Source organism: Pseudomonas sp. B21-031 (assembly GCF_024748985.1).
Classification (GTDB): Bacteria; Pseudomonadota; Gammaproteobacteria; order Pseudomonadales; family Pseudomonadaceae; genus Aquipseudomonas; species Aquipseudomonas kermanshahensis.
The window spans coordinates 4068435-4085257 of sequence record NZ_CP087181.1 but is presented as its reverse complement, the minus strand read 5'-3'; the positions used below and the strand labels follow the sequence as shown (position 1 = coordinate 4085257).

At 62.4% G+C, this 16823-nt stretch carries 17 protein-coding genes; 10 read left to right on the top strand and 7 right to left on the bottom strand.

Annotated features, from left to right (window positions below):
- Positions 1-219 precede the first annotated feature (219 nt).
- The gene (locus tag LOY53_RS18185; protein WP_099454833.1) at positions 220-969 is read left to right on the top strand and encodes a DUF599 domain-containing protein; all 750 of its coding nucleotides are present in this window, start codon (positions 220-222) and stop codon (positions 967-969) included.
- A gap of 67 nt (positions 970-1036) precedes the next feature.
- Here the strand turns inward: LOY53_RS18185 and LOY53_RS18180 are convergent, their stop codons facing one another.
- Positions 1037-1312: a hypothetical protein gene (locus LOY53_RS18180; RefSeq protein ID WP_027592869.1), complete on the bottom strand. Its 276-nt coding sequence runs from the start codon at positions 1310-1312 to the stop codon at positions 1037-1039.
- 153 nt (positions 1313-1465) lie between these two features.
- Between LOY53_RS18180 and LOY53_RS18175 the strand changes: the two genes are divergently transcribed.
- The 4 genes from LOY53_RS18175 (at position 1466) to LOY53_RS18160 (ending at position 5186) form a co-directional block, all read left to right on the top strand.
- Positions 1466-1942, top strand: coding sequence for a PaaI family thioesterase (locus LOY53_RS18175; RefSeq protein WP_252825190.1), 477 nt, complete (start codon positions 1466-1468; stop codon positions 1940-1942).
- On the top strand, positions 1939-2421 hold the full coding sequence (locus LOY53_RS18170) for a PaaI family thioesterase (protein ID WP_238215980.1): 483 nt from the start codon (positions 1939-1941) through the stop codon (positions 2419-2421). Before LOY53_RS18175 ends, LOY53_RS18170 begins: the two co-directional genes overlap by 4 nt.
- Before the next feature lie 70 nt (positions 2422-2491).
- A complete protein-coding gene (gene htpG / locus LOY53_RS18165) occupies positions 2492-4396 on the top strand; it encodes a molecular chaperone HtpG (protein WP_252825189.1) in 1905 nt (634 codons plus the stop codon).
- Positions 4397-4460: 64 nt separating this feature from the next.
- The gene (locus LOY53_RS18160; RefSeq protein WP_252825188.1) at positions 4461-5186 is read left to right on the top strand and encodes a dienelactone hydrolase family protein; all 726 of its coding nucleotides are present in this window, start codon (positions 4461-4463) and stop codon (positions 5184-5186) included.
- A 134-nt stretch (positions 5187-5320) separates the two neighbouring features.
- Here LOY53_RS18160 and LOY53_RS18155 read toward each other — a convergent pair whose 3' ends face one another.
- A complete protein-coding gene (locus LOY53_RS18155; protein WP_252825187.1) occupies positions 5321-6184 on the bottom strand; it encodes a pirin family protein in 864 nt (287 codons plus the stop codon).
- A 115-nt stretch (positions 6185-6299) separates the two neighbouring features.
- Between LOY53_RS18155 and LOY53_RS18150 the strand changes: the two genes are divergently transcribed.
- Positions 6300-7304, top strand: a complete 1005-nt coding sequence (locus LOY53_RS18150; protein ID WP_252825186.1) for an amidohydrolase family protein — start codon at positions 6300-6302, stop codon at positions 7302-7304.
- A gap of 54 nt (positions 7305-7358) precedes the next feature.
- Here LOY53_RS18150 and fabB read toward each other — a convergent pair whose 3' ends face one another.
- From fabB to LOY53_RS18125, 5 genes are all read right to left on the bottom strand, one after another.
- Positions 7359-8579, bottom strand: coding sequence for a beta-ketoacyl-ACP synthase I (gene fabB / locus LOY53_RS18145; RefSeq protein ID WP_027592862.1), 1221 nt, complete (start codon positions 8577-8579; stop codon positions 7359-7361).
- A gap of 11 nt (positions 8580-8590) precedes the next feature.
- Entirely contained in the window at positions 8591-9106 is a 516-nt protein-coding gene (gene fabA / locus LOY53_RS18140) for a 3-hydroxyacyl-[acyl-carrier-protein] dehydratase FabA (RefSeq protein ID WP_027592861.1), read from the bottom strand.
- Between the two features lie 207 nt (positions 9107-9313).
- A complete protein-coding gene (locus LOY53_RS18135) occupies positions 9314-11245 on the bottom strand; it encodes an ATP-binding protein (RefSeq protein ID WP_027592860.1) in 1932 nt (643 codons plus the stop codon).
- Complete coding sequence (locus LOY53_RS18130; RefSeq protein ID WP_252825184.1) at positions 11242-12132, bottom strand: ABC transporter substrate-binding protein; 891 nt, start codon at positions 12130-12132, stop codon at positions 11242-11244. The genes LOY53_RS18135 and LOY53_RS18130 overlap by 4 nt, the downstream gene beginning before the upstream one ends.
- Complete coding sequence (locus tag LOY53_RS18125) at positions 12132-14279, bottom strand: TonB-dependent siderophore receptor (RefSeq protein WP_252825183.1); 2148 nt, start codon at positions 14277-14279, stop codon at positions 12132-12134. Before LOY53_RS18125 ends, LOY53_RS18130 begins: the two co-directional genes overlap by 1 nt.
- Before the next feature lie 137 nt (positions 14280-14416).
- Here LOY53_RS18125 and LOY53_RS18120 point away from each other — a divergent pair, with 137 nt between their 5' ends.
- The 4 genes from LOY53_RS18120 (at position 14417) to LOY53_RS18105 (ending at position 16733) form a co-directional block, all read left to right on the top strand.
- Complete coding sequence (locus LOY53_RS18120) at positions 14417-15442, top strand: NAD(P)H-dependent glycerol-3-phosphate dehydrogenase (RefSeq protein WP_027592857.1); 1026 nt, start codon at positions 14417-14419, stop codon at positions 15440-15442.
- A gap of 36 nt (positions 15443-15478) precedes the next feature.
- On the top strand, positions 15479-15826 hold the full coding sequence (locus LOY53_RS18115) for a DUF4389 domain-containing protein (protein ID WP_027592856.1): 348 nt from the start codon (positions 15479-15481) through the stop codon (positions 15824-15826).
- Entirely contained in the window at positions 15823-16281 is a 459-nt protein-coding gene (sixA, locus tag LOY53_RS18110) for a phosphohistidine phosphatase SixA (protein ID WP_252825182.1), read from the top strand. Before LOY53_RS18115 ends, sixA begins: the two co-directional genes overlap by 4 nt.
- Positions 16282-16379: 98 nt before the next feature.
- On the top strand, positions 16380-16733 hold the full coding sequence (locus tag LOY53_RS18105) for a hypothetical protein (RefSeq protein ID WP_258703103.1): 354 nt from the start codon (positions 16380-16382) through the stop codon (positions 16731-16733).
- Positions 16734-16823: the final 90 nt, after the last annotated feature.

The window sequence follows — 16823 nt, the reverse complement described above, 5'->3', positions numbered from 1 at the left end:
TTGAAGCCTGAGGGCGGCACCGGCCACAAGCCGTAGGGTGCTTGCCAACGGTTCCCACCTGAAAACCCCGCGTCCGAAAGGGCGCGGGGTTTTTGTTTGTCTGCACCGGCGATGGGCTGGGCAGGCAAAAACAATTTGTGACAGCGGTGTGTCTTTCCGGGCTTGCGGGCGTCGAAATGCGGTCTCTACTCTTGTGCACCTGGCTTTCGGGAAACCTGCATGAACTTCATTCAAAGCAATCTCAACAACCTGCTGGCAATCGCCTGGTTTGTCGCCTGCTGGGGCGGCTATACCCGCTATGCCATCTGGAAAGGCCGCGATACCGCCTGCCTGGCTAGCGTGCTGCACTTGTACCGTGAAGACTGGATGCGCCGCATGCTGTTGCGCGACAACCGCATCGCTGACGCCAGCGTGATCGGCAACCTGGAGCGCAACGCCTCGTTTTTTGCCTCCAGCACGCTGATTATTCTTGCCGGCATTCTGACTGTGCTCGGCGCTTCGGACCGCGCGCTGTCGCTGCTGGCTGACTTGCCCTTGGTGCAGCAGGCGTCTCAGGGCATGTCGGAAATCAAACTGCTGTGCCTGGCAACCGTGTTCGTCTATGCCTTTTTCACCTTCAGCTGGTGCATGCGCCAGTACAACTTTGCAGCCGTGCTGGTCGGCTCGGCGCCGATGATTGGTGAGCGCCTGGTCAATGAACTGGAGCGCAAGGCATTTGCCTCACGGGCGGCGAGGGTGCTGTCGCTGGCGGCCAACCAGTTCAACTTCGGGTTGCGCGCTTATTACTTTGGCATGGCCATGTTGAGCTGGTTTATCAGCCCGTGGTTATTTATGGTCATGAGTGTCGGGGTAGTGCTGATTCTGTACCGCCGCGAGTTCCATTCCGATGTGCTGGATGTGATGGTGTACACGCCCACGGAAAGTGCGCCGATTGACGCCGCTAAAGAAAGTTCCGTTTCCGGCGCCTGAAACGTTTAATCTTTAAACTGCAGGTACAAAAAAACCCGACATTGTCGGGTTTTTTTGTACGCGCCGATTACTGCTTGGCAGGTTCGGCCGGAGTAGCAGGTGCTGCTTCCGTCGACGGAGCGGCTTCTTCAGCTGCCTTCTGCTGCGCTTCGGCCTGATCTTTGGCGGCTTCGGCGTTTTCCTTGGCGGCTTCGTTCATCTTATCCTGAGCTTCGCCCATCTTTTCCTGGGCTTGCTCAGCGTGTTGCTGCGCGTCCTGGGCTTTATCTTCGCTCGCTTTATCGCAAGCGGCCAGGCCCATGGTAGCAGCCAGCATGAGAGCAAAAGCAAAAGGTTTACGCATGGGGGTGTATCTCCTTGGTGGAATAAGTGACTTGTTCCTTCGAGTGCAACTACGCGGAAGAAGTTCCGCGAAGGTTACAGATATATAACCCCCCGTTCTATATAGACTTTTTAACGTTTTTATGCCGTTGCATCAACGGCCCTGGAACTTGCGATGAGCGATTCAAGCTTGATGGCCATGGCCGAACGTTTTCTGTCGGCCTTGAAGCATTGTCAGTTGTTGCACATGCGTGTGACACATGCCGACGCCGACGGCATGACGTTGATCCTGCCGTGGTCGCCTGCGATCGTCGGCAACCCGCAAACCGGCGCGGTGCACGGCGGTGCGCTGACCACGTTGCTGGACACCACCTGCGGCATGGCCACCCTGTGTGCACTGCCACGATTCGAGGTGTGCCCGACCCTGGACCTGCGCATCGACTACATGCACGCGGCCGAAGCCGGCAAGGACATCTTTGGCCACGCCCAGTGTTATCGGGTTACCCGGGACGTGATCTTCACCCGTGGCAGCGCCTACCAGGACGACCCCGACCGGCCGATCTGCCAGGTGGTGGGCACATTCATGCGCCTGGGGCCGCAGGTCAAGGGCGGCCTTGGCTTTGGCAACCGGCTCAAGGAAGGTGACGCATGATCCCGCTCGAGGTCCGTCAACAGCTCAATGCGGCCCACGCGGTCGGTGACTATCGGCCACTGCTGGCGTTGATTCCCTATGCCGGGTTGATCGGTATCGAATGCGAGCGCGAGGGCGAGGACCTGTTGTTTCGCCTGCCCGCCAGTGCGGACAACATTGGTAACCCTTTACTGCCTGCGATCCACGGCGGTGTGATCGCAGGCTTCATGGAGCTTTCTGCAGCGCTGTACCTGCTGATCTTCAGCGAGAGTGCGAGCATTCCGAAGGTCATCGACTTCTCCATCGACTACCTGCGCGCCGGGCATTTTCGCGACACGTATGCCCAGTGCCAGTTGTGGCGCCAGGGGCGTCGGGTGACCAATGTCGCCATCACCGCCTGGCAGGGTGATCGGCAGTCGCCAATCGCCACTGCGCGGGCGCATTTCAAGATCGAACCGGAAAAGCCCTTGAAATCGTCTGGGCAGCCCCCATCTGCATGACATCCGCCATCAACGCAGGCCGAACCGGCTGCCAGGCGCCCACTGTCATCTGATCGGAGTTTTGAAGACCATGAGTGTGGAAACACAAAAGGAAACCCTGGGCTTCCAGACCGAGGTAAAGCAGCTGCTGCACCTCATGATTCACTCGCTGTATTCCAACAAGGAAATCTTCCTGCGTGAGCTGGTTTCCAACGCCTCCGACGCCGCTGACAAGCTGCGCTTCGAGGCCCTGGGCAAGCCAGAATTGCTCGAAGGCGACGCAGATCTGCGCATTCGGCTGAGCTTCGACAAGGACGCCGGTACGATCACGCTCGACGACAACGGCATCGGCATGAGCCGCGAAGACGTCATCACCCACCTGGGTACCATCGCCAAGTCCGGCACCGCCGACTTCATGAAAAACCTCACCGGTGACCAGAAGAAGGACTCGCACCTGATCGGTCAGTTCGGTGTGGGCTTCTATTCGGCCTTCATCGTGGCCGACAAGGTCGACGTCTACAGCCGTCGTGCTGGCCAGCCAGCCTCCGAGGGTGTGCACTGGTCGTCGAAAGGCGAGGGCGAGTTCGAAGTCGCAACCGTCGACAAGCCAGAGCGCGGTACCCGCATCGTCCTGCACCTGAAGAAGGACGAGCAGGAGTTCGCCGATGGCTGGCGCCTGCGCAACCTGGTCAAGAAGTACTCCGACCACATTGCCCTGCCGATCCAGTTGCCGAAGGAGCAAGCCGCTGCCGAAGGCGAAGAACAGCCCGCCGAGGAATGGGAAACCGTCAACCGCGCCAGTGCCTTGTGGACCCGTCCGCGTACCGAGATCAAGGACGAGGAGTACCAGGAGTTCTACAAGCATATTGGCCATGACTTCGAAAACCCGCTGGCCTGGAGCCACAACAAGGTTGAAGGCAAGCTCGAATACAACTCGCTGCTGTACGTGCCGGCCCGCGCGCCGTTCGACCTGTACCAGCGTGAAGCACCGCGTGGTCTGAAGCTGTATGTGCAGCGCGTGTTCATCATGGACCAGGCCGAGTCGTTCCTGCCGCTGTACCTGCGCTTTATCAAGGGCGTGGTCGATTCCAACGACCTGTCGCTGAACGTATCGCGCGAGATCCTGCAGAAAGACCCGATCATCGATTCGATGAAGACCGCGTTGACCAAGCGCGTGCTGGACATGCTGGAGAAGCTGGCGAAGAACGAGCCTGAGCAGTACAAGGGCTTCTGGAAAAACTTCGGCCAGGTGCTGAAGGAAGGCCCGGCCGAGGACTTCGCCAACAAAGAGAAGATCGCAGGCCTGCTGCGCTTCGCCTCCACCCATGACGACAGCGGTGAGCAGAGCGTCGCCCTGGCCGACTACCTGGCCCGTGCCAAGGAAGGCCAGGACAAGATCTACTTCCTCACCGGCGAGACCTACGCGCAGGTCAAGAACAGCCCGCACCTGGAAGTCTTCCGCAAGAAAGGCATCGAGGTCCTGCTGCTGACCGACCGTATCGATGAGTGGCTGATGAGCTACCTCAACGAGTTCGACGGCAAGAGCTTCGTCGACGTTGCCCGCGGCGACCTGGACTTGGGCAAGCTGGACTCCGAGGAAGACAAGAAAGCCCAGGAAGAAGTCGCCAAAGACAAAGAAGGCCTGGTCGAGCGCCTGAAAGGCGCGCTGGGTGAAAGTGTTGCCGAGGTGCGTGTTTCTCACCGCCTGACCGACTCGCCGGCCATCCTCGCCATCGGCGAACAGGACCTGGGCCTGCAGATGCGTCAGATCCTCGAAGCCAGCGGGCAGAAGGTGCCGGATTCTAAGCCGATCTTCGAGTTCAACCCGACCCACCCGCTGATCGAGAAGCTGGATAACGAGCAGAGCGAAGACCGCTTCGCCGAGCTGTCGCACATCCTGTTCGATCAGGCGGCCCTGGCAGCCGGTGACAGCTTGAAAGACCCGGCGGCCTACGTTCGTCGCCTGAACAAGCTGCTGGTCGAGCTATCTGCTTGAGTTGATGCAAAGGAAAGCCCGCTTCGGCGGGCTTTTTTCATGGTGAAGCCTTAAGGAGTGCTTGATGAGCAAGGTAATCGTCGAATCGCTGGTTTATCACCTGTCCGGCAAAACGTATGAAAGCCGTCTGGTCCATGAGCCCGGTGCGCTGCCTAAGCCTGGCCTGGTGATGGCGCCGAACTGGATGGGTATTGGCGAAGGTGCCGAGCGCATTGCCAAGGAAGTGGCCGAAAAGGGCTATGTGGTGCTGATTGCCGACCTCTATGGGCAGTCGGTGCGGCCGTCCAATGCCGACGAGGCAGGTGCGGCGATGATGCCACTGAAGAACGACCGCGCCGAACTGCGCAAGCGCATGAATGAAGCGCTGTCGCAGTTGCTGGCGCAGTCGAAGGCATTGCTGGAGCCTGGCAAGGTGGCCACCTTCGGCTTCTGCTTCGGCGGTTGCTGTGCGTTGGAGCTGGCGCGTACGGGCGCCGACCTGAAGGCGGCGGTGTCGTTCCATGGCACGCTGGACACCCCGAACCCTGAAGATGCCAAGCGTATCAAGGGCTCGGTGCTGGTGTTGCACGGCGCAGCGGACCCGCTGGTGCCGAAGGAGCAGCTGCCAGCGTTCGAGGAGGAGATGAACGCGGCCAAGGTCGATTGGCAGCTGCTGAGCTACGGTGGCGCGGTGCACTCGTTCACTGACCCAAATGCTAATGTACCGGGCAAGATGCAGTACGACCGCAAGACAGCGGAGCGGGCGTTCCGCTCGATGCACAATCTGCTGACTGAAGTGTTCCAGCGCTGACAGTGCATGGGGGCCGCTGCGCGGCCCTTTCGCCGGCAAGCCGGCTCCCACCCGAACTGTGTAGCCTCCAAGTCTAGCGCCGCAGCTGTGGGCGCTGGCTTGCCAGCGATTGGGCCGCAAAGCGGCCCCCCCATTTATCTGGGTAGCTCGATACGCGAGGTCTCCCCCGGTACCGTAGGCCAATCCCCCGCAGCCCACCTCACCCTGGCCTGCTCGATCAAGGCCGGATCGCTCGCCACGAAATTCCAGTTCATCCGCCGCGGCCCATCCAGAGGCTCGCCGCCGATCAACACCAGCTGGCATTCACCCTCTGCATACAATGTGATCTGCTCACCCTCGGGCAGCACCACCAGGCTGCAAGGCTCAACCTCCTCATCATTGAGCATCAGCTCGCCATCCAGCAGGTAAAGCGCCCTTTGCACTGGCTCATCAGGCACCTGCAATGTGGTGGCGGGCTGCATCTGCACATGCGCGTAAAGGGTAGGGGAGAGCACGGGTACTGGCGATTCCAGGCAGAAGCCACTGCCCGCAATCATGCAGATGCGCACACCAAGGCTATCGCTCACCGGCAGGCTAGGCGCTGGGTGGTGGCTGTAATGGGGCGTGCCTTGCTCCAGCGCGCGGGGTGACGCCAACCACACTTGCAGGCCATGCAGGCGCGAGCCGTGGGCACGTGCACCGGCAGGGGTGCGCTCGACATGCGCCACGCCACTGCCTGCCGTCATCCAGCTGACATCGCCCGGCTTCACGTGCTGTTCGGAGCCGAGGCTGTCCTTATGCAGGATCTCGCCTTCGAACAGGTACGTCAGCGTCGACAGGCCGATATGCGGGTGCTGGCGGATGTCCATGCCATGGCCTGGGGCGTAGTCCGTTTCGAGCATATGGTCGAAGAACACGAACGGGCCGACGCTGCGGCATTGGGCCGAGGGCAGCGGGCGCAAAATCGGCTGGCCCTCGACCGACTCGGCACGTGGGCGGATGACCAGGGGGCTGCTCATGAGGGGCTCCAGGCAGGTTGCAAGTGCTCCAAGCATAGCGGTTTGCCGGGCAGGGCTGAACTGCTGCGCTTGGCGGTCGGTCTACCCTGTTCGAACCAGGAGAAGGAAGCTGCCTATGATCGCCAGATTGCTGGCTGGCGCGTTGTTGTGCGCAGGGGTGTGCCTGTCGGCGCAGGCGCGTGATTACCGCTACAGTGACGCCCACCTGCACTACGTCGACTTTTTCCAGGAGACGGAAGGCATGCCGGCGTTGATCAAGGCCATGGATGAAGCCGGCATCGAGCAGTCGATGATTTCTGGTATTCCGGTGGCCAAGAAATGGCACGAGGACGAACCCAAGCGCCCGCGCTACTACGCCGGGGACGACGCCGATGCCTATTGGTACAGCGCGACCGATACCTACGTGGCGGCAGCGGTGCAAGAACTGCCCGCAGCGCAGCGCAAGCGCTTTCATCCGTTTTTGACCGGCTTCAACCCGGTGGACAAGAACGCGGTCAGCCATATCGAGCGCATGCTCGATCTCTACCCTGGGCTCTGGCAGGGCATTGGCGAGGTGTTCACCCGCCACGACGACCTGACGGCGTTGACCAGCGGTGACACGCCGCGCGCCAACAACGAGGCCATGACCCGCATCTATCACCTGGCGGCCGAACGGGACTTGCCAGTGCTGCTGCACTCCAACATCACCTCCAAGCGTGAGCGCAACCCGCTGTACCTGGCCGAAATCGAAGAGCCGCTGCGCAATCACCCGCACACGCGTTTCATCTGGGCGCATGCTGGCAGCAGCATGGAAATTCATCGGCATCAGTCGCAGATGGACTTTCTGCTGCCGGTGCTGACGCGCTTGCTAGAGGATTACCCGAACCTGTATGTCGACCTGTCGTGGAGCGTGCTGGAGCCTTATCTGCTGGATGACAAGGGTGTGCCGCGCAAGGCTTGGGTGGCGTTGGTAGAACGTTACCCGGAGCGGTTCATGCTCGGGTCGGATGTGGTGGGCAAGTTTGGGAGCCTTGGCGAGCAGATGCACGGGTTCAAGCCGTTTCTGGATGCGTTGCCGGAGGCGGTGGCGCACAAGGTGGCCAAGGATAATTTTCTGGCTGTGTTGCCCAAGGCTAGGTAACACAAAAGAAAACGCCCCGAACCAGTCGGGGCGTTTCATTACCGCATCAAGGCCTTACTTGCCTTCCCAGCGCTTGAGCACCAGGGTAGCGTTGGTGCCGCCGAAGCCGAAGCTGTTGCTCATGACCGTATCGATCTTGGCGTTTTCTTCGGTTTGACGCAGGATCGGCAGGTCAGCGACCTCCGGGTCCAGCTCGTCAATGTTGGCGGAACCGGCGATGAAATTGTTTTCCATCATCAGCAGGCAGTAGATCGCCTCGTGCACGCCTGCGGCGCCCAGCGAGTGGCCCGACAGGCTCTTGGTCGAGCTGATCTTCGGCGCCTTGTCGCCGAACACGGCGCGAACACCTTTGATCTCGGCAACGTCACCGACCGGGGTCGAGGTGCCGTGGGTGTTCAGGTAGTCGATCGGGGTGTCGACGGTGGACAGCGCCTGCTGCATGCAGCGGATGGCGCCTTCGCCGCTTGGGGCAACCATGTCGTAGCCGTCGGAGGTCGCGCCGTAGCCGACGATTTCGGCGTAGATCTTGGCGCCACGGGCCAGAGCGTGCTCCAGCTCCTCGACTACTACCATGCCGCCACCGCCCGCGATGACGAAGCCATCACGGTCGTTGTCGTAGGCGCGCGAGGCCAGTTCCGGGGTTTCGTTGCGCTTGGTCGACAGGGCGCCCATGGCATCGAACAGGAACGACTGGCTCCAATGCTCTTCTTCACCACCACCGGCGAAGACGATGTCTTGCTTGCCCCACTGGATTTGCTCCAGCGCGGTGCCGATGCAGTGTGCACTGGTGGCGCAGGCGGAGGAGATCGAGTAGTTCAAGCCCTTGATCTTGAACGGCGTGGCCAGGCAAGCCGAAACGGTGCTGCCCATGGTGCGGGTAACACGGTAGGGGCCGACGCGCTTGACGCCTTTCTCGCGCAGGGTGTCCAGCGCTTCCATCTGGTTCAGGGTCGAGGCGCCGCCGGAGCCGGCAACCAGGCCGGTACGCGGGTTGGAAACCTGCTCTTCAGTCAGGCCGGCGTCCTTGATCGCGTCCTGCATCGCCAGGTAGGCGTAGGCCGCGGCGTGGCCGACGAAGCGGTAGACCTTGCGGTCGATCAGTTCTTCGAGGTTGAGGTCGATCGACCCGGAAACCTGGCTGCGCAGCCCCATTTCCTTGTATTCCGGGTTGAAACGGATACCCGGACGGCTGTTACGCAGGTTTTCGGTGACGGTCTCTTTGTCATTGCCCAGGCACGATACGATGCCCAGACCAGTGATAACGACGCGGCGCATGCGAATAACCCTTAGAAATTGTCAGTGGAGGTGAACACGCCGACCCGCAGGGCTTCGGCGGTGTAGATCTCGCGGCCGTCGACGCTGACCGAGCCATCGGCGATGGCCATGTTCAGCTTGCCCTTCAGGACGCGCTTGATATGAATGTTGTAAGTGACTTTCTTGGCGGTAGGCAATACCTGGCCGAAGAACTTCACTTCACCCGAACCCAGCGCACGGCCGCGGCCCGGCAGGCCTTGCCAGCCGAGGAAGAAACCGACCAGCTGCCACATGGCGTCAAGGCCCAGGCAGCCCGGCATCACCGGGTCGCCTTCGAAGTGGCAGGCGAAGAACCACAGGTCCGGATTGATATCCAGCTCGGCGACCAATTCACCTTTGCCGTACTTGCCGCCTTCTTCGCTGATATGGGTGATGCGATCGACCATCAGCATGTTCGGCGCGGGCAGTTGCGCATTACCTGGGCCGAACAGCTCACCGCGACTGCAGCGCAGCAGGTCTTCCCGAGTAAAGGCGTGTTGTTTGGTCATGCGAGCTCCTCAATAACCCCCTGCGGCAGGGGATGAATCTTCCCGGCCGGCCCGAAAAGCGATGACTCCGGGGCGGCAGCCTACAGGTAGACTATTGCGTTGTGGTGAAAGTCACAGTGCACCTGGCGAAAGAAGTACAGGTGTTCACTGAAACGTCTATTTTCAGGTCCGAAGAACGTCCTGTCCAGTCCTTAAGACTGCCGCACTTTAGCATTTATCGCCAGTCGCGGTTGTCTGACCGGGTAACCAGCGTTGCAGCGCCCGCTGCAGCTCGGTGCGGCGCAAGGGTTTGCTCAGGTAGTCGTCCATGCCTGCGGCCATGCAACGCTCACGGTCGCCCTGCAAGGCGTTAGCGGTCAAGGCGATGATCGGCACGTGGATGCCGTTTGGCAGCAGGCGGATGCGCTGGGTGGCTTCATAGCCATCCAGGTTCGGCAACCGGCAGTCCATCAGAATGGCGGCGAACGGTTGCTGGCTGACCTGCTCGACCGCCTGGATACCGTCTGCCGCCACGCTCACCTCAAGCCCCAGGCTGCGCAGCATGGCTTCGATGACGTTCTGGTTGACCGGGTTGTCCTCCACCAGCAGTACCCGCTCGCTGCCGGTAAGCGGGCGCTGTTCACGCACCGCCCCGGGCAGTGGCGCCTGGGCCGGTGCGGCCAGGGCCAAGGGCATTTCCAGGGTGAAGGTCGAGCCCAGGCCTTCGCGGCTCTCACCGCGCAGCTTGCCGCCCATGCGCTCGGCCAGCGTACGTGCGATCGACAGGCCCAGGCCAGTGCCGCCATAGCGCCGGGAAATCGAGCTGTCGGCCTGCTGGAAGGCGACGAACATCATTTCCAGGCGGTCGCTGTCGATGCCGATACCGGTGTCGCGCACGCTGCAGGTGAACCACAGCAGTTGACGGTCCAGCACCTGGCAGCGCGCTTCGACCTGCACCTGGCCCTGCTCGGTGAATTTCAGGGCATTGCCGACAAGGTTCAGCAGAATCTGCCGAATACGCGTGGGGTCGCCGTTCACGTTCAGGTGCTCGATGCCCGTCGGCATGTTCAGGTGCAGGCCAAGGCCACGTTGCTGGGCACTGTGCTGGAACGACTGGACACTGCTGGCGATCAGCTCGCCGAGGTTGAAGTCGATGCGCTCCAGCTCCAGTGCGGTGCGTTCGATGCGCGAGAAGTCGAGAATGTCGTTGATGACCTTGAGCAGGTGCCCGGTGGACTCGCTGGCAACGGCGGTGTACTCGGCCTGCTCGCTGGTCAGGGGCGTGGTTTCGAGCAATTGCAGCATACCTAGCACGCCATTCATGGGGGTGCGCAGCTCATGGCTCATCATCGCCAGGAAGTCCGACTTGGCCCGGTTGGCCTGTTCAGCTTCCTCGCGCGCCTGGGTCAACTGGGCGATGGCGCGCTTCTGCTCGTCACTGGCTTGCTCCAGGGCATTGGCCAGGTTGTTGATGTGGTGCGCCAGATGGCCCAGTTCACTGTCATCCACCACGGGCAGCGGCGTGTTGTACTCGCCTTGTTGAATGGCCTTGACCGCGTGGCCCATGTCGCTGATCGGCTTGGCCAGGCTCATGGCCAGGCGGCGGGCCAGCAGGAAGGTGAACAGCAGGGCGAACAGGGCCAGGATGCCCGCCTTGATGACGATTTCCTGCTGGCGCTGGCTGAAGGCGTCATCGGACATGCCGACGATCACCCGCCCCAGGTAGTCGTCGCCGATGGCTGGCGTGGAGGTGTTGCCGGGCTGTAGGAAGTCGGTGTCCAGGCGAATTTGCTGAAGGCGGATCGGCGCCTGGAACACTTCCACCTGCTGCGCCCGGTTGGCGCTTTCGTCGGACTGCTCGACGTAGACCAGGATGTGGTTGCGGCTGTCCTGCACCTCGAGGAAGCGCACGTGCGGAATGCTTAGGGTGGCGCGCATCAGCCCTTCGAGCACCTCGTTGTTGCCCGAGATCACCCCGTATTCGGAGGCGGGCGCGAGTTGGTTGGCGATCAGTTGGCCGGTGTGGTTGAGTTCCTGGCGCAAGTCCTGGATACGCACGAAGGTAAAGAAGCTGATCAGCAGCAAGGTCAGCAGCAGGGCCGGGCCAAGGCTGATGATCTGGGTGCGGGTGTGGATGTCCCAGCTCAGGCGTCTGCTCATGGGGTGGATTCTCCTTCGGCCAGGGCCTTGGCAGCGGCGTTCGGGTCGATCGGTTCAAGGCCCAGGGCGCGTGCCACCTGCTGGTTGCCACTGACGCCGTAGCGCGCCGGGTAAAGGCTTCGCGGCCAGCGCGCGGGTGGCTGGTCGAGCAATTGGTCGAGCACGGCCAGCCAGTCGTCCTGGTCGCTGTAGGTGCTGGCCAGGGCGCCTGCGCGAACGAAGCCGGCATTTGGGCCAATCAACGCCATTTGCCGGCCGTAGCTGCTGAGCAGCAGGTTTTTCGCTGTCTTGGGGTTGTACAGCGCGGGGTCGTCGAGGCCCAGCAGTACATCGCTGTTGCCTAACAGCTGTTGCAGGGGCCGGCTGTCACGTTGGTCGGGCCAGTCCTGGGCAATGATCTCCAGGCCCAGCGGGCGGGCGGCATGGCGCAGTTCATCAAGCAAAAAGGCACTTTGCCTACCGTAAAGCACACCGATGCGTTGCGCCTGTGGCAGCAGGTAGCGCGCCAGGCGCAGTTGCCGGGCCAGGGGCGGGTCGCTCCACAGCAGGGTGAGGAAAGGGGGGCGCGACTTTCCCAGGCGCTGTTCAGCCTGTACCCGGCTGACCCGCATGGCCAATGCTGGCGGCCCGGCGTTTTCACTCAAGCGCCAGTTCAGCGCCGCACTGTCTAGCAGCACCAGGCGTTGATCGCCCTTGAGCTGGCCAGGGCGGGGCAGGTCGGCAGTGGTCTGGAAACGCACCCGGTCATGCGGGCGATGGCTTTCGAATGCTGCGACGAAGCTGCGAATGCCGGGCTGATCCTCGCCACCGACCAGCAAGATTTCACCGGCGGACAGCGGCCCCAGGGGCCACAGGCAAAGCAGCAGCACGCGCAGCAGGCGGGCCATCAGAACTCCAGCTCCGCGCTGACACTCAGGCGGTGGCGGCTGTCGTAGCGGTTTTGCAGCGCAGTAGTGGGCTCATCGTCCAGGCGTTGTTGCCACAGCGCCGCCAGCTCAAGGTTGCTGCCCTGTACCCGGAAGCGCTTGGCCAGGCGCAGGTCCAGGCGCTCGTAGCGGTACTGGTTGAGGGCATCGTCACCGTAATAGAACAGCGCACTCGACCAGCCGTCGCCCCACTCGCGCATCCAGCCCGCCGAGCCGCTGTTGCGGGCGCTGAGGCGGCGGTCGTCGGGGTTGCTGGCCCAGGCGTCAACGTAGGCGTAGGTCACGCGCAGGCGGTCACGCAGGGTGGGGCGCCAGTCCAGTTGCGCCTCGCTGCCGGTGAAGCGCGCCTTGTTGCTGTTGCTGGCGATGTACTGGTTGTTCTTCAAAGGCTCGCTGATCATTCCGGTGATCTCGTCGTAGAACAGCTTCACATCCATGCTCAGGTCGATGTCGCTGAAATAGCCGTTGTAGCCCAGCTCGCGCGAGCGCATGCGCTCTTGCTCGAGGTCGCCCGGGCCGCGGGTCTTGACGAAATACTCACCGTGCGGCTGGCCAAACGCACTGGGGTTGAGGTTTTTGACCGTGTAGCTCCAGTTGACGTTGTTCTCGAACATGTCGGGGGAGCGAACCGCTTCGGAATAGACCGCACGCAGGCCATGGCGCGGGGTGATCAGGTAGTTGACCGCCACCCGTGGGGTCAGCGAACTGCCAGACAGGCGCGCGTCTTCGAACATCGCCCCGCCCTGGATGATCCAGTGTTCATCGGCGCGCCATTCCAGTTGGCCGAACAGGCGCCAGGTCTGGTCGACGAGGCTGCCATTGAAGTACGTCTGCGAGTCGGCACGATCATAGCGGTAGTTCATGCCGCTGAGCAGGCGCAGGCTGTCGGTCAGGCTCAGGGTGTCCTGGATTTCCAGGTCGTAGCGGGTTTCGCGGGTGCTCTGGTCGACATCGCCGCAGACCACATCGCGGCCACCCTGGTTGTTCCACTGGTCCTTGATGGCATCGACCAGTGCCTGTTCTTCGGGGTTGCTGCTGCGCGGTGGATCGTTTGCGCCGCGCGCCACCAGCTCGGCAAAGTTCGGGTTCAACTGCCACAGGCGGGTCAGCTCTGGGCTGAACGACAGCGCCGCATCGCAGGCGCGCCAGACTTGCTGGCGGTCGAAGTGCTGGGCCGAACCCTGCACGTACAGGCTGTGCTCGGGGTTGAAGTCGATGTTCCAGCGTACCGAACCCGCGTAATCCTTGGCGTTGGCGTCGGTGTTGTCGCCGCGCTCGGTGACGTAGGGGAACACCGGCTGGTAGGTATAGGGGCGCTGGTTGCTGCCTTCCTTGGCCGCCAGTTGCCATTCCAGGGTCTGGTCGGGGGCCAGGGTGTGGCTGGCGCTGAGGTTGACGCGGGTGAGGCGGCGGCTGTCACGGTAGTCCTGGCCGTACTGGTCCTGATCGAAGCCATCGTCTTGCTGGCCGGACACCGACAGGCGCATGTCGCCGCCGTCCCAGCCAAAACCATGGCTGGCGTAGAAGTCGTTGATGCCATCCTCGCCGCGGGTCACCTTGAGGCGCGTGCCATGGCTGTCCGCCGGGTTGCGGGTGAGGATGTTGACCACGGCCATCAAGGCGTTGGCGCCATAGCTGACGGTGTTGGGGCCGCGGAACACCTCGATGCGCTCGATGTCTTCCAGGGCCAGGGGGATGTCGCTCCAGTCCACCGTCGCCAGGCCCGCGCGGTACACCGAGCGGCCATCGATCAGCACCTGCATGCGCCGCGCATCGTTGACGTTGCTGCCATGGTAGTTGACCGTCGGCTGGTTGCCGGCGCCATAGCCGATCATCATGCCCGGCACCAGGCGCAGCAGTTCGGGGATATCGCGGGCGCCGCTGGCGCGGATCAGCTCACTGTCGAGCACGGTCATGCTGCCAGGGACCGCCGCCGGGGATTGTTTGAGCCGGGTAGCGGTCAGAACCTGCGGCAGGTCGGTGTTGTCGATGAACAGATCGTCGGCCATGGCCGGGCCGCCGAGCAGGGCAGTCAGAAGCAGAAGACGTGGGTAAGGAGGCGTGCCTGGGAACACGGTACGACCTTGTTTCAGGGATGAAACAGGCATGTTAACCGACCGCAGGGCTTTTGCCAGTGATCTGGGCTTCCTTGCCGGCCCTTTCGTAGGCGCTGGCACTGGCCCTGCCGAATACGCACCGTATAATGCAGCGTCGCCACTTAACTTTTGGCTTTAACGGATTAGATATGACTGAACAGCAGCCTGTTGCAGTTCTGGGAGGCGGCAGCTTCGGCACCGCCGTGGCGAACCTGCTGGCGGAAAACGGTGTGCCGGTGCGCCAATGGATGCGCGACCCGGAGCAGGCCGAGGCCATGCGTGTCAACCGCGAGAACCCACGCTACCTCAAAGGCATTCGCCTGCACGACGGCGTAGAGCCGGTCAACGACCTGCTGGCCACCTTGCAGGCCTGCGACCTGGTGTTCGTCGCCTTGCCGTCGAGCGCCCTGCGCAGCGTGCTGGCGCCCCATGCCGAGTTGTTGCGCGGCAAGGGCCTGGTCAGCCTGACCAAGGGCATCGAGGCGCAGAGCTTCAAGCTGATGAGCCAGATCATCGAAGAAATCGCACCTCAAGCCCGCATCGGCGTCCTGTCGGGGCCAAACCTGGCCCGCGAGATCGCCGAGCATGCGCTGACCGCTACCGTGGTCGCCAGCGAGGACGAACAACTCTGCCAACAGGTGCAGGCGGTATTGCACGGGCGTACCTTCCGCGTCTACGCAAGTGCCGACCGCTTCGGGGTCGAGCTGGGCGGGGCACTGAAAAACGTCTACGCCATTATTGCCGGCATGGCCGTGGCCCTGGGCATGGGCGAGAACACCAAGAGCATGCTGATTACCCGTGCCCTGGCCGAGATGACCCGCTTCGCCGTGAGCCAGGGTGCCAACCCCATGACCTTCCTGGGCCTGGCCGGTGTCGGTGACCTGATCGTCACCTGTTCCTCGCCCAAGAGCCGCAACTATCAAGTCGGCCACGCCTTGGGCCAAGGCCTGAGCCTGGAGCAGGCCGTCAATCGGCTGGGCGAAGTTGCCGAAGGGGTGAACACCCTCAAGGTGCTCAAGGCCAAGGCGCAGGAAGTTCAGGTGTACATGCCGCTGGTGGCGGGCCTGCACGCCATCCTGTTCGAGGGCCGTACCTTGAACCAGGTGATCGAGCACCTGATGCGCGCCGAGCCCAAGACCGACGTCGATTTCATTTCCATCAGTGGTTTTAATTAAGCCGTCAGCGGCTTCGACCGGAACAAGGAGCGACACATGAACGATACGCCCGAACGCGCCCAGCGCGAGTCGATCATCCTGCGGGTGCTGTGGATGTTGGTGTTCCTGGTGGTCTGGCAATTGGCCGAGCTGCTGTTGGGCGGCCTGGTGCTGGTACAGCTGATCTACCGCCTGGTCTACGGCGCCCCCAGCGCCAGCCTGATGAACTTCGGCGATAGCCTCAGCCAGTACCTGGCGCAGATCGGCCGCTTCGGCAGCTTCCACAGCGACCAGAAGCCTTGGCCATTCGCCGACTGGCCAGCCCCGCGCGCGCCGGAAGGTGAGGCGCCCCATGCTGTGGCTCCCGCGCCGCACCCGGTGCGTGACGAAGAGCCCAAGCTGTGAAGCTGTGGGTGCTGCGCCACGGTGAGGCAGAGCCGCGGGCCAACAGCGACGCTGAACGCCGCCTGACCAGCCATGGCCGCGAGCAGGTGCTGCACAGTGCCGCGCGCCTGCTTGGGCAGCCGTTGCAGGCGATCATCGCCAGCCCTTATGTCCGTGCCCAGCAAACGGCAGCGCTGGTGCATGACACCTTGGATTTCCCCGAGCCAGTGCGCACCGTGGCCTGGCTGACGCCGGACAGCAATGTGCAGCAGGTGATCGGTGAAATCGAAAAGCTCGGCCTGGAGCACGTGCTATTGGTCAGCCACCAACCGCTGGTGGGGGCCTTGGTCTGCGCCCTGGAGCATGGCCATGTGCAGCAACCCGCGCCCATGAGCACCGCCAGCCTGGCGGTGCTGGAAGGGGAGTGGCCGTTGGCAGGCCTGATGACCTTGCGCGCAATCAGTTCGCCAGCCTGATGCCTCTTGGCAACTGGCATTTCTGCCAGTTGCCGCTTCACTCGACCGCTTGCTAGCGTGGCGCCACATCAGATGAGTGGCCAGGCAGGGAGCAGTTGATGAAGGGGGAGATGCAAGCGCTGTTGCGCTCGCTGGACTTGCAACCCACAGTAGAAAAAGTGCAGGAAGGCGTGGTGTTGGACTTTGCCCAGTACAGCATGTTGCGCGACTCGGCCGACGCCAAGCTTTACCACCTGATAGGCAAGGTGGGCGGTGCTAAAGACGACCTTCACGAGCTGCAGGAGGCCTGCCTGCGGGTGTCCCGCTTGCTGCAGACCAGTTGCCTGGCGCTGCGCCGATTGCAGCTCGACTATGAGGACCAATGCCTGGCGCGTGAAGTGCTCGAGAGCCAGCTGGCCTATATGGGGGCCTGCCTGCAGCGTTCGCTGGCCAGTTTTGTGCGCCCCCGATGACCTGATAGCCCTCGCCGATGACCTTTCCGGACATTGCCGAGCGGCCCCGCGATGCCGACAATGGGCCATCATTTCACCGTCCGGACCCGG

Coding starts and splice junctions, on each gene's coding strand:
- LOY53_RS18185 (WP_099454833.1), top strand. CDS start 220: ATGAACTTCATTCAAAGCAATCTCAACAACCTGCTGGCAATCGCCTGG.
- LOY53_RS18180 (WP_027592869.1), bottom strand. CDS start 1,312: ATGCGTAAACCTTTTGCTTTTGCTCTCATGCTGGCTGCTACCATGGGC.
- LOY53_RS18175 (WP_252825190.1), top strand. CDS start 1,466: ATGAGCGATTCAAGCTTGATGGCCATGGCCGAACGTTTTCTGTCGGCC.
- LOY53_RS18170 (WP_238215980.1), top strand. CDS start 1,939: ATGATCCCGCTCGAGGTCCGTCAACAGCTCAATGCGGCCCACGCGGTC.
- htpG (WP_252825189.1), top strand. CDS start 2,492: ATGAGTGTGGAAACACAAAAGGAAACCCTGGGCTTCCAGACCGAGGTA.
- LOY53_RS18160 (WP_252825188.1), top strand. CDS start 4,461: ATGAGCAAGGTAATCGTCGAATCGCTGGTTTATCACCTGTCCGGCAAA.
- LOY53_RS18155 (WP_252825187.1), bottom strand. CDS start 6,184: ATGAGCAGCCCCCTGGTCATCCGCCCACGTGCCGAGTCGGTCGAGGGC.
- LOY53_RS18150 (WP_252825186.1), top strand. CDS start 6,300: ATGATCGCCAGATTGCTGGCTGGCGCGTTGTTGTGCGCAGGGGTGTGC.
- fabB (WP_027592862.1), bottom strand. CDS start 8,579: ATGCGCCGCGTCGTTATCACTGGTCTGGGCATCGTATCGTGCCTGGGC.
- fabA (WP_027592861.1), bottom strand. CDS start 9,106: ATGACCAAACAACACGCCTTTACTCGGGAAGACCTGCTGCGCTGCAGT.
- LOY53_RS18135 (WP_027592860.1), bottom strand. CDS start 11,245: ATGAGCAGACGCCTGAGCTGGGACATCCACACCCGCACCCAGATCATC.
- LOY53_RS18130 (WP_252825184.1), bottom strand. CDS start 12,132: ATGGCCCGCCTGCTGCGCGTGCTGCTGCTTTGCCTGTGGCCCCTGGGG.
- LOY53_RS18125 (WP_252825183.1), bottom strand. CDS start 14,279: ATGCCTGTTTCATCCCTGAAACAAGGTCGTACCGTGTTCCCAGGCACG.
- LOY53_RS18120 (WP_027592857.1), top strand. CDS start 14,417: ATGACTGAACAGCAGCCTGTTGCAGTTCTGGGAGGCGGCAGCTTCGGC.
- LOY53_RS18115 (WP_027592856.1), top strand. CDS start 15,479: ATGAACGATACGCCCGAACGCGCCCAGCGCGAGTCGATCATCCTGCGG.
- LOY53_RS18105 (WP_258703103.1), top strand. CDS start 16,380: ATGAAGGGGGAGATGCAAGCGCTGTTGCGCTCGCTGGACTTGCAACCC.